The sequence below is a fragment of the Pseudomonas sp. BF-RE-25 genome (assembly GCF_019956105.1).
Taxonomy (GTDB): Bacteria; Pseudomonadota; Gammaproteobacteria; order Pseudomonadales; family Pseudomonadaceae; genus Aquipseudomonas; species Aquipseudomonas migulae.
This window is the reverse complement of record NZ_JAHBDB010000037.1, coordinates 16,175-32,007: the sequence shown is the minus strand read 5'-3', so window position 1 is coordinate 32,007 and position 15,833 is coordinate 16,175. Positions and strand designations below refer to the sequence as shown.

17 protein-coding genes are annotated in these 15,833 nt (G+C 57.7%); 12 read left to right on the top strand and 5 right to left on the bottom strand.

The window, feature by feature from the left end; all coding sequences use genetic code 11:
- Positions 1-26: 26 nt before the first annotated feature.
- The 3 genes from KGB24_RS18020 to KGB24_RS18010 are packed head-to-tail and all read right to left on the bottom strand — an operon-like array spanning position 27 to position 3,610.
- Positions 27-608, bottom strand: coding sequence for a cob(I)yrinic acid a,c-diamide adenosyltransferase (locus KGB24_RS18020; protein ID WP_223415659.1), 582 nt, complete (start codon positions 606-608; stop codon positions 27-29).
- Positions 609-610: 2 nt separating this feature from the next.
- A complete protein-coding gene (locus KGB24_RS18015; protein WP_223415658.1) occupies positions 611-2,647 on the bottom strand; it encodes a sensor histidine kinase in 2,037 nt (678 codons plus the stop codon).
- A 45-nt stretch (positions 2,648-2,692) separates the two neighbouring features.
- Positions 2,693-3,610 (bottom strand): putative 2-dehydropantoate 2-reductase, encoded by a 918-nt coding sequence (locus KGB24_RS18010; protein WP_223415657.1) that lies wholly within the window; start codon positions 3,608-3,610, stop codon positions 2,693-2,695.
- A 140-nt stretch (positions 3,611-3,750) separates the two neighbouring features.
- Here KGB24_RS18010 and KGB24_RS18005 point away from each other — a divergent pair, with 140 nt between their 5' ends.
- Together KGB24_RS18005 and KGB24_RS18000 are read left to right on the top strand one after the other, a co-directional pair.
- On the top strand, positions 3,751-4,236 hold the full coding sequence (locus KGB24_RS18005; RefSeq protein WP_007906601.1) for a YajQ family cyclic di-GMP-binding protein: 486 nt from the start codon (positions 3,751-3,753) through the stop codon (positions 4,234-4,236).
- A gap of 138 nt (positions 4,237-4,374) precedes the next feature.
- Complete coding sequence (locus KGB24_RS18000) at positions 4,375-5,217, top strand: mechanosensitive ion channel family protein (RefSeq protein ID WP_008029242.1); 843 nt, start codon at positions 4,375-4,377, stop codon at positions 5,215-5,217.
- Positions 5,218-5,293: 76 nt separating this feature from the next.
- Here the strand turns inward: KGB24_RS18000 and KGB24_RS17995 are convergent, their stop codons facing one another.
- Positions 5,294-6,658, bottom strand: a complete 1,365-nt coding sequence (locus KGB24_RS17995) for an OprD family porin (RefSeq protein WP_223415656.1) — start codon at positions 6,656-6,658, stop codon at positions 5,294-5,296.
- A 916-nt stretch (positions 6,659-7,574) separates the two neighbouring features.
- Here KGB24_RS17995 and KGB24_RS17990 point away from each other — a divergent pair.
- Both KGB24_RS17990 and KGB24_RS17985 read left to right on the top strand, forming a co-directional pair.
- On the top strand, positions 7,575-8,000 hold the full coding sequence (locus KGB24_RS17990; RefSeq protein WP_008029239.1) for an HIT domain-containing protein: 426 nt from the start codon (positions 7,575-7,577) through the stop codon (positions 7,998-8,000).
- Positions 8,001-8,003: 3 nt separating this feature from the next.
- Positions 8,004-8,210 carry a SlyX family protein gene (locus KGB24_RS17985; RefSeq protein ID WP_008029236.1) on the top strand — a complete coding sequence of 69 codons (207 nt, stop codon included), beginning with the start codon at positions 8,004-8,006 and terminating at the stop codon, positions 8,208-8,210.
- A 60-nt stretch (positions 8,211-8,270) separates the two neighbouring features.
- On the opposite strand, the gene KGB24_RS29295 is transcribed toward KGB24_RS17985, so the two are convergent.
- Entirely contained in the window at positions 8,271-8,873 is a 603-nt protein-coding gene (locus KGB24_RS29295; protein WP_008029235.1) for a cold-shock protein, read from the bottom strand.
- A 308-nt stretch (positions 8,874-9,181) separates the two neighbouring features.
- On the opposite strand from KGB24_RS29295, the gene KGB24_RS17975 reads away from it, so the two are divergent.
- From KGB24_RS17975 to ruvB, 8 genes are all read left to right on the top strand, one after another.
- Positions 9,182-9,652, top strand: coding sequence for a Dps family protein (locus tag KGB24_RS17975; protein ID WP_008029233.1), 471 nt, complete (start codon positions 9,182-9,184; stop codon positions 9,650-9,652).
- 259 nt (positions 9,653-9,911) lie between these two features.
- A complete protein-coding gene (locus tag KGB24_RS17970) occupies positions 9,912-10,250 on the top strand; it encodes a ribbon-helix-helix domain-containing protein (RefSeq protein WP_008029232.1) in 339 nt (112 codons plus the stop codon).
- A gap of 136 nt (positions 10,251-10,386) precedes the next feature.
- On the top strand, positions 10,387-10,608 hold the full coding sequence (locus KGB24_RS17965; protein ID WP_010457489.1) for an FmdB family zinc ribbon protein: 222 nt from the start codon (positions 10,387-10,389) through the stop codon (positions 10,606-10,608).
- Between the two features lie 100 nt (positions 10,609-10,708).
- Entirely contained in the window at positions 10,709-12,484 is a 1,776-nt protein-coding gene (gene aspS, locus KGB24_RS17960; protein ID WP_008029229.1) for an aspartate--tRNA ligase, read from the top strand.
- 120 nt (positions 12,485-12,604) lie between these two features.
- Positions 12,605-13,351: a YebC/PmpR family DNA-binding transcriptional regulator gene (locus tag KGB24_RS17955; protein WP_192417091.1), complete on the top strand. Its 747-nt coding sequence runs from the start codon at positions 12,605-12,607 to the stop codon at positions 13,349-13,351.
- 155 nt (positions 13,352-13,506) lie between these two features.
- A complete protein-coding gene (ruvC, locus tag KGB24_RS17950; RefSeq protein WP_019693260.1) occupies positions 13,507-14,031 on the top strand; it encodes a crossover junction endodeoxyribonuclease RuvC in 525 nt (174 codons plus the stop codon).
- A gap of 114 nt (positions 14,032-14,145) precedes the next feature.
- Positions 14,146-14,760: a Holliday junction branch migration protein RuvA gene (ruvA, locus tag KGB24_RS17945; protein WP_008027783.1), complete on the top strand. Its 615-nt coding sequence runs from the start codon at positions 14,146-14,148 to the stop codon at positions 14,758-14,760.
- The gene (gene ruvB, locus KGB24_RS17940; RefSeq protein WP_008027785.1) at positions 14,761-15,822 is read left to right on the top strand and encodes a Holliday junction branch migration DNA helicase RuvB; all 1,062 of its coding nucleotides are present in this window, start codon (positions 14,761-14,763) and stop codon (positions 15,820-15,822) included.
- Positions 15,823-15,833: the final 11 nt, after the last annotated feature.

Sequence of the window (15,833 nt, the reverse complement as noted above, 5' to 3'; positions counted from 1 at the left end):
CGCGAAGGCGTCCTTAAGGGCGCCGATTAAACCCCGGGTTTCGCAGCAGGCTGCCACAAAATCTCCGCAATCCCCTGGCGCCTGGCAATCACCCGCGCCACCACAAACAACAGATCCGACAACCGATTGATGTACGCCAGGCCAACCCCGGCCAACGGTTCAAGCGCATTCAAATGCTGACACCGGCGCTCGGCACTGCGCGCCAGGCTTCGGCACACATGTGCCTGGGCAATCAGCGCCGAACCGCCCGGCAGAATGAAATTCTCCAGCGGCCCCAGCTCTTCATTCCACACATCGATCGCCGCTTCCAGGCGTTCGATTTCTGCCGCATTCAACGCCTGATGTTCCGGCATGGCCAGTTCGCCACCGAGATCAAACAACCGATGCTGGCAAGGCGCCAAAACCTCGATCACTTCGTTTAATCCGGGAAACTTTCCACGTTCCGCTTCGAGCCCGGCCAACAGCACGCCGACCTGGCTGTTCAATGAATCGACTTCGCCAATGGCCTCGATCCGCGGGTGGTCCTTGGGCACGCGGCGGCCGTCGCCCAGCCCGGTTTCGCCTTTGTCGCCGGTGCGGGTGTAGATCTTCGACAAGCGAAAGCCCATGGTTACCTCGAAAGCTGATTGAGTTCTTGAGAAACGAGCGGGGTGCTCGTCAATGGCAGGCGCAAGGTGAAACACGTGCCCTGGCCCAGGGTCGATTGCACTTCCATCTGACCCTTGTGGTTGTTGGTGATGATGAAATACGAAACCGACAAGCCAAGCCCGGTGCCCTGACCGATTTCCTTGGTGGTGAAGAAGGGTTCGAAGGTGCGTTTGCGCACGCTCTCGCTCATGCCGATGCCATTGTCCTCGACCTGGATTTCCGCCCACGGCGGATTGAGTCGGGTCCGCAGGATGATCCGTCCCGGCTCGCAGCCGTCCTCGCGCTGGTGAATGGCTTGCGCGGCGTTTTTCAGCAGGTTGAGCAGCACCTGCTCAAGTTCGTTGGCTGTGCCGGGCACGGGGCCTAGAGCGGGGTCGAACTGACGAATGATCGCCTGACCCTTGAAGTCAAAGCCAATCGCCAGGTCAAAGTCGTTGCCGGCGATCTCCACGGCTTGATCGATCAGCGCCGGCAAATCGCACGGCGCCATTTGCCGGGTGCTGCGGCGGCTGAAGCTAAGCATGTGGGTGACGATTTTCGCCGCCCGGGCGCCCGCCTGTTGAATGCCGTCGAGCAACTGCGGCACCTCACGTACTTTCAGGTACTCGTTGACCGTATCCAGCTCAACGCCGACTTGTTCGGCCTGTTCGAGGTTTTTTGGCAAGTCCGGTGACAGGCGTCGACGAATGTTCTGCACGTTGTGCAGGATTGCGCCAAGCGGGTTGTTGATTTCGTGGGCCATGCCGGCGGCGAGGCCGCCAACCGAGAGCATTTTTTCCGACTGCACCATCATTTCCTCCAGCGACAGGCGCTGGGTGATGTCGTCGATGCGGATCACCACACCACGACCGGCACCGCCCATCAGCGGGTAAAAGGTCAGGGCGTAATGCTTGGGTTCATCGTCCTTGAGCCAGGTCACGCGCTCAATCTTCGCCACCGTGTGCTGCTCGACGGTTTGCTTGAGCTGCGGCAAAAACGGTTTGAGCGGTTCGAACGCGAGAAAGATAGGCTGATTCAGCGCTTCGTCCAGGCGCGTGCCGGAGAGGGCGCTGGCCTCCTGATTCCACTGTGTTACGTAGAGCTGCTCGTCGAGGGCGATCAGCGCCGACGGCATGGAGTCGATGATGCTGTTGAGGTAATTCTGGAACCCGGTGAGTTTCTTCTCGATCTTGCTGCGCACCTGGACTTCGAGTTCCAGTTTGCGGTTGGTGTGGCGGGTTTCTTCGGCCAGGCCCTGGGCCTGATCGTAAGCGGCCTGGGATTCGTCCCGTGCCCGTTTGAGTTGCTGCTCCCGTGCCTCGATACGCGAGAGCATGGTGTTGAACGCCTCGGCCAGGCTGCCGATTTCGTCATGGTTGCCACGTGAGGCGCGCAGGGCGTAGTTCTCCTCCCGGGTCACTTGTCGGGACAGTTCTTCGAGTTGATGGATCGGCCGGGTAATCAGGCGTTTGATCTGCCGGGCGATCACCAGCCATAACAGTACGCTGAAGATCAGAATACCGAGGCTGGCAGTCAGGGTCCCGGTGTAGAAGGCCATCGGCAGTTCGCTGCTGGCGACCAGCAGCAGATGGCCGGGCGCGGTGCCGGGGCGGGGCAGGGTGATCACTTGGTTGCTGCGAAATTCGGTGGCTTGCCAGGATTCGATGTGGCGGTAACGCTCAGGTAGGCCCAAATGATCGCCACGTTGAAACTGCGCCAGTCTTTCGCCCTTGCCGTCATACAGGGCTGCCGCGCGTAGCGGTGAATAACTGTTGAGCTCATTGAGCAGCCGCTCGGCATTTTGTGGTGACTGCAGCGCTTCAGCCACCAGGCTCGGGTTGGACACCAGTCGGCCGATGGTCTGCAAGGCCTGGGGCGCCATGCTTTCCTGGGAAATGTAGTACGCGGCGCTGATAAAGGTCAGGTTGGCGACCAGCAAAACGGTGGTCAACAGCACCAGCAGGGCGGCCAGCAGTTTCTGGCCGACGGGAAGGTTTTCAAGGCGCTGGCGCAATGGCATCAGGTTTATCGCTGAAAAGGAACAAGTGGCCAGCGTAGCCGCTGCTCAGTCGCTGGGCAATCCAAGGCTGTGCAGATGGGCGATCAAGCGTGATTCAAGCTGATTGAGGTGCGGCAGGTTCAGTTGGTGTCGCGAAGCCACTTTGCAGACGTAGCCCAACAAATAGCTGATTTCGGTACGGCGTTGATTCGCAACGTCCTGATACATCGACGAGAAATTGGCTGCAGTGGCGTGAATTACCCGTTCCACTTCCGGCTGGAGGTTTTCGGCGGCGGCCGGCTGGCCACAGCGTTCAAGCAGCTCGGTCAGTTCACCGCAGAGGGTGGCGACTTCACAGTGATGGTTCTGCAATCCGCCATTGCGGCAATCGTGTAACACCGTCAGTGGATTGATCGCGCAGTTGAGCGCCAATTTCCGCCAGAGCCGGGTCAGAATGTCGGTGCTCCACTCGTGGGGAATCCCGGCGGCACTCACGTCATCCAGCCAGATCGGCGCCACGGGATGACCGGCATCCCCCAGCCAGGTGTAACCGTGACCGGCGAATACCACGCGCCAGTCACCGTCGCGATACGCGCCTTCGGTGCTCGAAGCAAAAATGCAGCGCGCCTGAGGCACCTGGGCCGCAACGGCGTCCTGACTGCCAAGGCCGTTCTGCAACAGGATCAATTCGGCGCCGGACGCGAGGCGCGGCGCCAGTCGGGCCACGGCTTGCTCGGCATCGTAGGCTTTGCAGGCCACCAGCAGGCGGTTGATCGGTTCATCGCTGTCGGTAGTTTCGCCGGGGATGGCATACGTTGTTGCTTCGCCGTGCTCCACCAGCGTCAAGCCGCCCGCAGCCTGATAAGCCTGCAAGCGCGGCGCATCCCTTACGATCAGCCGGACCGGCACTCCGGCCCGCGCCAGACGCGTGGCCCATAAAGTGCCGAGGCTGCCGGCGCCCAGAACATGCCAGGTGGTGGACATCAGCTTTTTGCTCTGTTTAAGGCGCGCATCGGACGCTCGCAGTGAATGATGGGAAAGACCCGTTATAATCAGCGCGGATTTTAACCGCAAGCCAGGCGTGCTCCATCTTGATCGAGCGCGCCCTTTATTGGAGAGATTACATGCCGTCGTTCGACGTGGTATCCGAACTGGACAAACACGAAGTCACCAACGCGGTCGAGAACGCCGTCAAGGAACTCGATCGTCGTTATGACCTGAAAGGCAAGGGCACCTTCGAGTTCAAGGAAAAGGACCTGACCGTCAACCTGACCGCTGAAGCCGATTTCCAGCTCGAAGCAATGATTGAGATCCTCAAGCTGGCGCTGGTCAAGCGCAAGATCGACGTGCAGTGCCTTGAAGTCAAGGATGCCTATGCGTCGGGCAAGCTGATGAAGCAGGAAGCCGTTCTCAAGGAAGGCATCGACAAAGAGCTGGCGAAGAAAATCGTCGCTCACGTCAAGGACGCCAAGCTCAAGGTGCAGGCCGCCATTCAGGGCGAGCAGGTGCGCATTACCGGCAAGAAACGTGACGATTTGCAGGAAGCCATCGCAGCCCTGCGCGCCAAGACATTCGACATGCCGTTGCAGTTCAACAACTTCCGCGACTGATTTTTTCAGGCGGGAACCTCTCGGCGTTTTCGGCGTCCGAGGCCCAAGCAGCGGCAGAAAGGCTGCCCCCGAACGGGAGCAGCCTTTCTGCCGCTTATTTTTTCGCGTGCCGTGTGGCCGGAAATCAGGAGAATGTAGATGGATTTGAATGCGGAAGTGGACAACCTGGTCAAGGCGTCCCAAGCCTGGATTCCGATGATCATGGAATACGGCAGCCGGGTGCTGCTGGCGATCATCACCCTGGCCATCGGCTGGTGGTTGATCAACAAAGTGACGCAGAAGCTGGGCGGCCTGATCGCGTTGCGTAACGCTGACCTGGCGCTGCAAGGCTTCATCAGCAGCCTGGCGAACATTATTCTGAAGATCTTGCTGATCGTCAGCGTGGCGTCGATGATCGGTGTCGAAACCACCTCCTTCGTTGCTGCAATCGGTGCGGCCGGTCTGGCCATCGGTCTGGCGTTGCAGGGCAGCCTGGCGAACTTCGCCGGTGGCGTGCTGATTCTGTTGTTCCGTCCGTTCCGTATCGGTGACTGGATCGAAGCTCAAGGTGTTGCCGGTACGGTCGACAGCATTCAGATTTTCCACACCGTACTGCGCACTGGCGATAACAAGACCATCATCGTCCCGAACGGCAACTTGTCGAACGGCATTATCACCAACACTAACCGTCAACCTACCCGCAAGGTTGTGTTTGATGTGGGTGTGGATTACGAAGCGGACTTGCAGAAGGCCCGTGAAGTATTGCTGGATCTGGCCAAGGATGAACGCATCCTGGCTGAGCCGGCTCCGCAAGCCGTCATTTCTACCCTGGGCGACAGTTCGATCACTGTTTCCCTGCGAGTGTGGGTGAAGACGGCGGATTATTGGGATGTGATGTTCATGTTTAACGAACAGTCCCGTGACCGGTTGAAAACGGCCGGCATCGATATCCCGTTTCCACAGCGGGTGATTCGTGTGGTGCAGGAATCTGCGGTGCAGTAAGCAACACGCAGGCAACAAAAAGGCCCATCCGAAGATGGGCCTTTTTTATTTGTTACCGCAAACTAACTGGATGCGATTACAAAATCGACAGCGGGTAGTCGACGATCACACGGAACTCTTTCACGTCGCCTTCACCTTCGTCGGCGTTAGCAAAGTGCCAAGCTTGACGGAAGCGAACGGACAGATCTTTAGCCGGGCCAGACTGAACAACGTACTTGGCTTCGAAGTTGGTTTCGTTGTGTTTGCCGTCGGCCCCGTACAGTGGGTCGCCGTCGTTGTTACGGTATTTGCTGTTGGCAGCCAGACCGGTGCCATCGATGTCCCAACCCTTAACGTAACGGGTCATGAAGCTCAGACCTGGAACGCCGTACTCAGCCATTTTCAGATCGTAGCGAATCTGAGCAGACTTCTCGTTAGGAGCGTTGAAGTCGGAGTACTGGATGGAGTTGGCGAGGAAGATCGAGTCGCCACCGCGGTTGTTCTTGCCGATACCGACGTAGTCGAACGGGGTATCGCCATTAACCTTTTGGAAGGCCAGGGTGATGGTGTGTGCTTTCAGGAACGAGAGAGCAGTTGCCAGCGAGAATGCGGTGTTGCTGATGTCACCGACTTTCGAATCACCGGTATCGGTGGTGCGATAGATGTTGAAGTCAGTGTTCAGCGACGTGTCACCACCAAATGGAGTGGTGAGGTTCACGTTGGCGTAGTACTGGTTCCAGATGTCTTCCAGCTGGGCACCGTACAGCGACACGCTCAGGTTGTCGTTGATGCCGTACTTGCCACCGAAGTAGTCCATGCTGTCAGCTTTCACGCCAGCATAGTTTGCCCACAGGTCGCCGTCACGGGAGTTTTTGTCCTGGCTGGAACCCGAGTAGAAGTGACCGCCTTCGAGGTCAAGGTCTTTGACTTCGCTGCTCTGCAGTTGGATACCGCTGGCAACTTGAGGAAGGATACGGGAACCACCAACAGCAAACACTGGAGCAGTGCTTGGCGACATGTCGCCGAGTTTCAGCTCGGTTTTGGAGACGCGGAATTTAATGGCCGCGCCGGCTTTACCCTGGCTGTCGTTGACTTCACGGGCATAACCGTTGGCCTTGACGGTGTCGCTACGGCTCATGTTACCCGAACCGGAAGTGCCATCGCCGCCATCCAGTTTGATGGCCAGGTAACCGAATGCATCAACGCCAACACCAACAGTACCCTGGGTGTAACCGGAGTTGAAGGTGCCCCAGATACCTTGGGTCCAGTCTTTGACGTCGTGGCCGCCGTCTTTGTTGTCACGGTTGAAGTAGTAGTTGCGAACCAGCAAGTTCAACGAGCTGTCTTCAACAAAACCTTTGGCTTCAGCCTGGTCACTTACGAAAGGTGCGGCCGTAGCCACTTGAGTACTGGCTGCTGCTGCAACTGCCAGTGCGATCATGCTCCACTTCATCACGCGCATCGTGATTTGCTCCTTTGGTTTTAGAAGAGTACTGCCGTCCCACCTGTTTTATTATCTGGGCGGCTCTTTCTTTTTGTGTCGGCGCAAACTTATATCACGCCGACCATGTTGGCGATACTTGCGTATCTATCCTTTCAGCTTCTTTACGACCCCGTCGCAAACAGCTTGGTAGATGTCGCAAATTTACAGCCCCAATGCAACCGGAATGACAACGTCATCGCTGTTTTCCAAGGCGTGAGCATCGGTAAAAAGAGTCCCTGGTGAAACGTTTGAATCTCCATCGGGCAACCCTGCCACTGTTTTTATTTGCCTGAAAGCTTCCACTTCCAGTGGTTGCATTGCAGGCGATGTGAGTGTGAATGCAACAAGCGTGCACAAATCAGAAAACTGCTGTTTTTTTTTCTGAACGCCAGCCTGTTACCGTAAAAACCTCATAAAACCGGGGGTTACAAGCACCTTTTAATGGGGCTTGACGCCACGGTTTGCATCGTGTTGCGCCCTCCTGGCCGACTGCGTGACAAACAAAAACGTTACCGGTTCACCCCGCCAGTGGGTAATTGGCGGATACCCGACGCACTCAGCGTAGACGCACTGTGCGGTTTTGGTGCAAAAAATTTTAATCGCTGTACTGAATTCATACAGCATGACTGATGGGTGGGTGCGAACAGGTCGTTGTCTATCAGTCATTTCAGTGTTTTTTGCATGATCATCGGTTCTGTAATGGTGCGCCCTTGCGAAAAATGTCTCATGTCGGAGCGCGCATTGTGCAGGTCGCTCGAATTTCGATGGGCCTTCGACCGTGGTTCGTCGTGAAGGCGGTGGTGTTCACAGGTATGCTGCCGTCCTGTCGCTTGGTGCGTCGTCCTGCGTGGAGGGGCGCTAAGCTGAAAATGATGACTAGACGGGAGTGCGCGCAGTGTTCGCTTTAGATCCACGACTTCAACAAGACACGTTACCGATCGGGGATTTCCCGCTCAGCCGGTTGCTGTTGTCCAATGATTCGAACTACCCGTGGTTCATCCTGGTACCTCGTCGCGACGATATCAGCGAGATATTTCAGTTGGATGTCGCTGATCAGGTGCAGCTCTGGAAGGAAACGACTGCGCTGGCAGAAATGCTCAAGGACTCGTTCGACGCGGACAAATTGAATGTCGCGGCCCTGGGTAACGTCGTCAGTCAGTTGCACATGCATGTGATTGTGCGCAAGCGTGAGGATGCCGCCTGGCCAGCCCCGGTCTGGGGCAAGCACCCGGCGAAGCCTTACAGTGCAGAGCAGATCGCGGTGATTCGCGAGCGGCTGCGTCTGGTGTTGACCGATGATTTTACGTTTCTGGAGGGTTGAATCATGAGCCTGGAAGAACGCGTTACCGATCTGGAGAGCCAGCTGGCCTTTCAGGATGACACCATCCAGGCATTGAGCGATGTGCTGGCGACGCAGCAGCGTGCCGTTGAACGTCTGCAACTGCAAATGGCGGCCTTGCTCAAGCGCCAGGAGGAAATGGCCGGCCAGTTCGAAACGTTCGAAGAAGAAGCGCCACCGCCGCATTACTGAACATGCAGGCTAAAAAAACCGCGAACAGCCTGGCTGTTCGCGGTTTTTTTTAGCCTTGAATCAGCGTCGCGGAAGAGCGGCGATCACGTCTTCGGCTTGCAGGCCCTTGTCACGATTCATGACGGAGAACTCCACGCGCTGGCCTTCGACCAGGACGCGATGACCTTCGCCACGAATGGCCCGGAAATGCACGAAAATATCATCGCCGGAATCACGGGAAATAAACCCGAAGCCTTTGGAAGTGTTGAACCACTTCACGGTGCCGGTATCGCGGTTGGTCATGTCATAGCTTGGCGAAGCGGTGGCCGGTGAAGATTTGTAGAAGCTGATGGCCAGATGAAGAAGCACGGCGATCAGGGCCGCCACCAGGCTGAACAGTACGGCAGGTTGACCGGCGATGACAGGCATCGGCGCGAGCAGCGTCAGGGTTTGCAATACGACAGTCAGAACCAGCAGGGCGCTGACCAGGTTTTGCAGTTGATGACGCGGGCCTTTGTTCCAGTAAGGGATTACAGGTGCGAGGGTAAGGTTGAGCAGGCCGAAAAAGGCCAGGTAAAGCGCATCGGGTTGTTGCAGGTAAGGAACAGCTTCGGATCGCAGGCTAGGGATGAAGGACAGCAGCAGGGCCGCTGCGCCCATTAGCAGGTGGACGATTTTCAACATTTTGATTAACTCACGTTAAGACGGATCACAAGGAAGAGCTGATGGAGCACGGTTCGCTTCAGAACAATAAGAGGCGTTGAGCACGTACTCGTTATCAGCCTATGCGCAACGCCCGGAAAAATAGGGCTTTGCGACACACTGCCTATTTAACAGCAAAGCTTGCGGCTACTCAAATCAGGGAGTCCAGCGGTGCATCGGGGGCGATATGTCGCAGGGAGCGGGGGCATTCCCGCCTGCGGTGTGGCGACTGGCTTGCTAGAGTGGTCCTGCACCTGTCGGATGAATTTGATCACCTTTAGGGGAAAAGCATGGCAATCGATATCGGTATCAGTGAAGAGGATCGCAAGTCCATCGTCGACGGACTTTCGCGTCTGCTGTCGGACACTTATGTACTTTATTTGAAAACCCATAATTTCCACTGGAATGTCACCGGTCCCATGTTTCGGACCCTGCACCTGATGTTCGAGGAGCAATATAACGAGTTGGCCCTGGCGGTCGATTCGATTGCCGAGCGCATTCGCGCGCTGGGCTTTCCTGCTCCGGGTGCCTATTCCATTTATGCGCGCCTTTCTTCTATCAAGGAGGAGCCGGGCGTGCCCAGCGCTGAAGGCATGATCAAGCAACTGGTCGAAGGGCAGGAGGCCGTCACGCGTACGGCGCGGGGGATCTTTCCCCTGCTCGACAAAGTCAGCGACGAGCCCACGGCGGATTTGCTGACCCAGCGTATGCAGGTTCACGAGAAAACCGCATGGATGTTGCGCGCCTTGCTGGATGAGTAACGCGTTCAGTGCGCGGATGGAGCCTTGCAGGCGTTGTCCGCGCGCTGTCGTTTCGGCCTCTCTTCGTTGAGTGATCTTGCGCCAGTAGGTGTAGGAATTTGTCCGGACTAGGACGGTCTCCATGATCCGCCTTCAGTTGTTGGCTTATCCTACGTGGATGGTCAAAAAGTCATCTGGATATAACTTTGCGCCTGCGCTTTTATAAGAATCACAGCATGACTCTTATAAGAGCCAGGGATGGCAAAGGAGTGTCAACGGTATGGTTTATGAAGACAGGCGAAGCGAGGGGAGGAACGGTTCATTCAAGGATGTAAGGATCGATCCGTTTGTCAGTGAGTTCGATATGGGCCTGGCCCAGCCATTATCCCGATCCGTACGCTTGAATGGCTTTGCCACCTGCTTGCGGCTTGAGCAGGTGTATTGGGATATTTTGGGGGAAATGGCCAGGATCAATTGCTGTTCGGTCAGTGCGTTGTTGTCTCACGTGGATCGAGAAGTGCATTTGCGCCACGGCGGGGTGAAGAATTTCAGCGGGCTGGTGCGGGTTGTCTGCGTTGTGCACAGCCTGAAGGAAGGGAGTTGCGTCGTCATGGCCTAGCCGTGATGGCGGAATGCATCGTGTGTCAGTCTGTGCAGTCTTACGGCTGCACAGGCTGCATTTAATGGATATAATCCCGCTCTTTGCCGCAAAACCCAGCGTGCGCGGTAGCAATCTGATCGCCGAGACAACCCCCATGCCGATGTACGACTATCAATGTGCTTCCTGTGGTCATCAGTTGGAAGCCATTCAAAAGATCAGCGCAGCACCGCTGGTCGACTGCCCTGCCTGCCAGGCGCCAGAGCTCAAGAAGATGCTGTCCATGCCGGGCTTCCGCCTTAGCGGCACCGGCTGGTACGAAACCGATTTCAAGACCGGTTCCAAGAAGAACCTGGCCGGCGGCGATAAAGCCGACTAGGGTCTGGAACCTGAGTTGAACGACACGTGCGAGCTCCTGCACCATCCCGTGTGCAAGGCCTCTAACCGAATTTCGAATTACGAGAAGTGAAACCACTACCATGATGCGCAGCCATTATTGCGGCCAACTGAACGAAAGCCTGGAAGGCCAGGAAATTACCCTTTGCGGATGGGTTCACCGTCGCCGTGACCACGGTGGGGTGATTTTCCTCGATATCCGTGATCGTGACGGTCTGGCCCAGGTGGTGTTCGACCCGGACCGCGCTGAAACCTTCGCCGCCGCCGACCGCGTGCGCAGCGAATACGTGGTTAAAGTGACCGGCAAGGTCCGCCTGCGTCCGGCCGGTGCCGGCAACGCCAACATGGCGTCGGGCATGATCGAAGTGCTGGGCTACGAGCTGGAAGTACTGAACGAATCGGAAACCCCGCCGTTCCCGCTCAACGAATATTCCGAAGTGGGCGAAGAAACCCGTCTGCGCTATCGCTTCCTTGACCTGCGTCGCCCGGAAATGGCCGAGAAGCTGCGTCTGCGTTCGCGCATGACCACCAGCATCCGTCGTTACCTCGACGAAAACGGTTTCCTCGACGTCGAGACGCCGATCCTGACCCGTGCCACCCCTGAAGGCGCACGTGACTACCTGGTGCCGAGCCGTACTCACGCTGGCTCGTTCTTCGCCTTGCCGCAATCGCCACAGCTGTTCAAGCAGCTGCTGATGGTGGCCGGCTTCGACCGTTACTACCAGATCGCCAAGTGCTTCCGCGACGAAGACCTGCGTGCCGACCGTCAGCCTGAATTCACCCAGATCGACATCGAAACCAGCTTCCTCGATGAAAAAGACATCATGGGCCTCACCGAAGGCATGATCCGCAACCTGTTCAAGGAAGTGCTGGATCTGGAATTCGGTGAATTCCCGCACATGACCTTCGAAGAGGCCATGCGTCGTTACGGTTCCGACAAGCCGGACCTGCGTAACCCGCTGGAGCTGGTGGACGTTGCTGATCAACTGAAAGAAGTCGACTTCAAGGTCTTCAGTGGCCCGGCCAACGATCCGAAATGCCGTATCGCTGCCCTGCGCGTTCCTGGCGCGGCGAGCATGCCGCGCAAGCAGATCGACGACTACACCAAGTTCGTCGGCATCTACGGTGCCAAGGGCCTGGCGTACATCAAGGTCAACGAGCGCGCCAAAGGCGTTGAAGGCCTGCAGTCGCCAATCGTCAAGAACATCCCTGAAGCCAACCTCAACGTGATCCTCGATCGCGTTGGCGCAGTGGATGGCGACATCGTGTTCTTCGGTGCCGACAAAGCCAAGATCGTCAGCGAAGCCCTGGGTGCACTGCGGATCAAGGTGGGTAACGACCTGGACCTGCTGACCTGCAAGTGGGCGCCAATGTGGGTCGTCGACTTCCCGATGTTCGAAGAAAACGACGACGGCAGCTTCACTGCCTTGCACCACCCGTTCACCGCGCCGAAATGCACCCCGGAAGAGCTGGAAGCCAACCCGGCGACCGCCCTGTCCCGTGCCTACGACATGGTTCTGAACGGTACCGAGCTGGGTGGCGGTTCGATCCGTATCCACCGCAAGGAAATGCAACAGACGGTATTCCGCCTGCTGGGTATCAATGAAGCGGAACAGGAAGAGAAATTCGGCTTCCTGCTCGACGCCCTGAAATACGGCGCGCCGCCGCACGGTGGTCTGGCCTTCGGTCTGGACCGTCTGGTGATGCTGATGACCGGCGCCCAGTCGATCCGTGAAGTGATTGCCTTCCCGAAAACCCAGAGTGCTGCCGACGTGATGACGCAAGCACCGGGTGTGGTCGATGCCAAGGCATTGCGCGAACTGCACATTCGTCTGCGCGAAACGCCAAAGGCTGAGTAAGGCTAACCCTGAAGGCGCATCCTCATGGGATGCGCCTTTTCTTCAGGTCGAGATTTTTTGTTTGCTGGCCGGCACTCCGTGTGTGGCGGGCAATGTTTCAAAGAGAATTCGGAGCGAGTTATGGCGGGTCATTCCAAGTGGGCGAACATCAAGCACCGCAAAGAACGTCAGGATGCCAAGAAGGGCAAGATTTTCACCAAGTGGATTCGTGAACTGACCGTTGCTGCCCGTCAGGGCGGCGGTGATCCGGGCTCCAACCCGCGTCTGCGACTGGCCCTGGACAAGGCGCTGGGCGCGAACATGAGCCGCGACATCATCGATCGCGCGGTGGCTCGCGGTGCCGGTGCAGCCGACACTGATGACATGGTCGAGCTGACCTACGAAGGCTACGGCCCGGGTGGCGTGGCGGTGATGGTCGAGTGCATGACCGACAACCGCAACCGCACCGCAGCGGCTGTTCGCCATGCGTTCAGCAAGTGCGGCGGTAACCTGGGGACTGACGGTTCGGTGGCTTATCTGTTCGAGCGCAAAGGGCAGATTTCCTTCGCGCCGGGCGTGGATGAAGACGCCTTGATGGAAGCGGCGATGGAAGCCGATGCCGATGACGTGGTCACGAACGAAGACGGCTCCATTGACGTGTTCACCTCGTTCGCCGGTTTCTACTCCGTGCGTAATGCGCTGGAAGCCGCCGGTTTCAAAGGTGATGACGCGGAAATCGTCATGCTGCCGACCACCAGTGCCGAACTGGACCTGGAAGGCGCCGAGAAAGTCCTCAAGCTGATCGACATGCTCGAAGACCTGGATGACGTGCAGAACGTCTATTCCAACGCGGATATCCCCGAGTCGGTGGCCGCACAGCTCGGCTGAAGGTGTCCCCTGTAGGAGCGAGCCTGCTCGCGAAAAACCTGAGAGCGCCGCGCTAATTCAGGTGTGGCGCGTTATCGTTAACGTCCATCGCGAGCAGGCTCGCTCCTACAGTGTTGTGGGTTCGCCACGCACATTCATTACAACCCGCAGGCGTTATGACTTTAATTCTTGGTATCGACCCTGGTTCGCGCATCACCGGTTATGGCGTGGTACGCGATACCGGGCGTGGCTGCGTGTATGTGGCGTCGGGCTGTATTCGTACCGGTTCCGGCGAGTTGCACGAGCGTCTGCAAATCGTCTATCGCGGCGTGCGTGAAGTCATCCAGACCTATGGACCAGTGACCATGGGCATCGAAAAAGTGTTCATGGCGCGCAACGCCGATTCCGCGCTGAAACTCGGTCAGGCCCGAGGCGCGGCAATCGTTGCCGGTGCCGAAGAAAATCTGGAAATCGCCGAATACACGGCCACCCAGGTCAAACAGGCAGTAACCGGGACCGGCGCGGCGAATAAAGAGCAGGTGCAAATGATGGTGATGCACATGTTGAAACTCACCAGCAAACCGCAAATCGATGCCTCGGACGCCCTGGCCATTGCCATTTGCCATGCTCATACCCGCTCCAGCCTGTTGCCTCATGGTCTGGGCACGGCACGCAGTCGTGGCGGGCGCCTGCGTCTCTGATAGCATCAGCAGTCATTTTACGGAATGAGGGTTTTGTGCCTGTGTTGTCGGCGCAACCCCCTTGTTCTGTCAGTCGCCAGCCACCGAACTGGCCAACGCTCAAGGATCTGAAACGTGATTGGACGCTTGCGCGGCACACTGGCTGAGAAACAGCCGCCGCACCTGATTCTGGATGTAAACGGTCTGGGGTATGAGCTTGAAGTGCCCATGACCACGCTGTATCGCTTGCCGTCGGTCGGTGAACCGCTGACGTTGCACACCCATTTGGTCGTACGCGAAGACGCGCAGTTACTCTATGGTTTCGCCAGCAAACGTGAGCGAGACTTTTTTCGCGAGTTGATTCGTCTCAATGGTGTAGGGCCGAAATTGGCCCTGGCGTTGATGTCGAGTCTGGAAGTCGATGAACTGGTACGTTGCGTGCAGTCCCAGGACACTTCGGCCCTGACCAAGGTGCCGGGCGTGGGCAAGAAGACCGCCGAGCGTTTGCTGGTGGAACTCAAGGATCGCTTCAAGGCGTGGGAAACCGTGCCGGCGATGTTTGCCCTGGTGCCAAACCAGCCAGGCGGGCCGGATATTGCGCCGGTCGCCACCGCGGAAAATGACGCCGTCAGTGCGCTGATTTCCCTGGGCTACAAGCCGCAGGAAGCCAGCAAGGCGATTTCCGCGATCAAGGAGAAAGGTTTGAGCAGTGAAGACATGATTCGCCGTGCCCTGAAGGGAATGATCTAAGTGATTGAAGCTGATCGTCTGATAGCCGCCACGCCGGGCCCGCGCGACCGCGAGGAAGTCCAGGATCGGGCGATTCGTCCTGTCAGTCTGGCCGAATACATTGGCCAGCCGACCGTTCGCGAGCAAATGGAGCTGTTCATCCAGGCTGCCCGTGGGCGTAACGAATCCCTGGATCACACTTTGATCTTCGGTCCGCCGGGCCTGGGTAAAACCACCCTGGCCAACATCATCGCCCAGGAAATGGGCGTGTCGATCAAAAGTACCTCGGGCCCGGTCCTCGAGCGCCCGGGTGACCTGGCTGCGCTGCTGACCAACCTTGAGCCGCACGACGTGCTGTTTATCGACGAAATCCATCGGTTGTCGCCAATTGTCGAAGAAGTGCTGTACCCGGCCATGGAGGATTTCCAGCTCGACATCATGATCGGCGAAGGTCCGGCTGCCCGTTCGATCAAGCTGGATCTGCCGCCGTTCACGCTGGTGGGGGCGACGACGCGCGCAGGCATGCTGACCAACCCGTTACGCGACCGCTTCGGCATCGTCCAGCGTCTTGAGTTCTATAGCACCGCCGACCTGGCGACGATTGTCAGCCGTTCGGCGAACATTCTTGGCTTGCCACTGGATCCCGAAGGTGCTTTCGAAATCGCCCGTCGGGCTCGTGGCACCCCGCGGATCGCCAACCGACTGTTGCGCCGGGTGCGTGATTTCGCCGAAGTCCGGGCCAAGGGCCACATCACCAAACCGATTGCCGATCTCGCCTTGAATCTGCTGGATGTCGACGAGCGTGGCTTCGATCACCAGGACCGGCGTCTGCTGCTGACCATGATCGAGAAGTTCGACGGTGGGCCGGTGGGCGTCGACAGTCTGGCCGCCGCGATCAGCGAAGAACGTCACACCATTGAAGACGTGCTGGAACCGTATCTGATCCAGCAGGGCTACATCATGCGCACGCCGCGGGGGCGGGTGGTCACCCGGCATGCGTACCTGCACTTTGGTTTAAACATTCCGTCACGATTGGGCGAGATGCCCGTGGTAGACGAGTTCCTCGATGCAGTGGACGATTAATTAATCTTTGC

Excerpts from the sequence above, each read along its gene's own strand:
- KGB24_RS18020 (WP_223415659.1), bottom strand. The coding sequence starts at position 608 with ATGGGCTTTCGCTTGTCGAAGATCTACACCCGCACCGGCGACAAAGGC.
- KGB24_RS18015 (WP_223415658.1), bottom strand. The coding sequence starts at position 2,647 with ATGCCATTGCGCCAGCGCCTTGAAAACCTTCCCGTCGGCCAGAAACTG.
- KGB24_RS18010 (WP_223415657.1), bottom strand. The coding sequence starts at position 3,610 with ATGTCCACCACCTGGCATGTTCTGGGCGCCGGCAGCCTCGGCACTTTA.
- KGB24_RS18005 (WP_007906601.1), top strand. The coding sequence starts at position 3,751 with ATGCCGTCGTTCGACGTGGTATCCGAACTGGACAAACACGAAGTCACC.
- KGB24_RS18000 (WP_008029242.1), top strand. The coding sequence starts at position 4,375 with ATGGATTTGAATGCGGAAGTGGACAACCTGGTCAAGGCGTCCCAAGCC.
- KGB24_RS17995 (WP_223415656.1), bottom strand. The coding sequence starts at position 6,658 with ATGCGCGTGATGAAGTGGAGCATGATCGCACTGGCAGTTGCAGCAGCA.
- KGB24_RS17985 (WP_008029236.1), top strand. The coding sequence starts at position 8,004 with ATGAGCCTGGAAGAACGCGTTACCGATCTGGAGAGCCAGCTGGCCTTT.
- KGB24_RS29295 (WP_008029235.1), bottom strand. The coding sequence starts at position 8,873 with ATGTTGAAAATCGTCCACCTGCTAATGGGCGCAGCGGCCCTGCTGCTG.
- KGB24_RS17975 (WP_008029233.1), top strand. The coding sequence starts at position 9,182 with ATGGCAATCGATATCGGTATCAGTGAAGAGGATCGCAAGTCCATCGTC.
- KGB24_RS17970 (WP_008029232.1), top strand. The coding sequence starts at position 9,912 with ATGGTTTATGAAGACAGGCGAAGCGAGGGGAGGAACGGTTCATTCAAG.
- KGB24_RS17965 (WP_010457489.1), top strand. The coding sequence starts at position 10,387 with ATGCCGATGTACGACTATCAATGTGCTTCCTGTGGTCATCAGTTGGAA.
- aspS (WP_008029229.1), top strand. The coding sequence starts at position 10,709 with ATGATGCGCAGCCATTATTGCGGCCAACTGAACGAAAGCCTGGAAGGC.
- KGB24_RS17955 (WP_192417091.1), top strand. The coding sequence starts at position 12,605 with ATGGCGGGTCATTCCAAGTGGGCGAACATCAAGCACCGCAAAGAACGT.
- ruvC (WP_019693260.1), top strand. The coding sequence starts at position 13,507 with ATGACTTTAATTCTTGGTATCGACCCTGGTTCGCGCATCACCGGTTAT.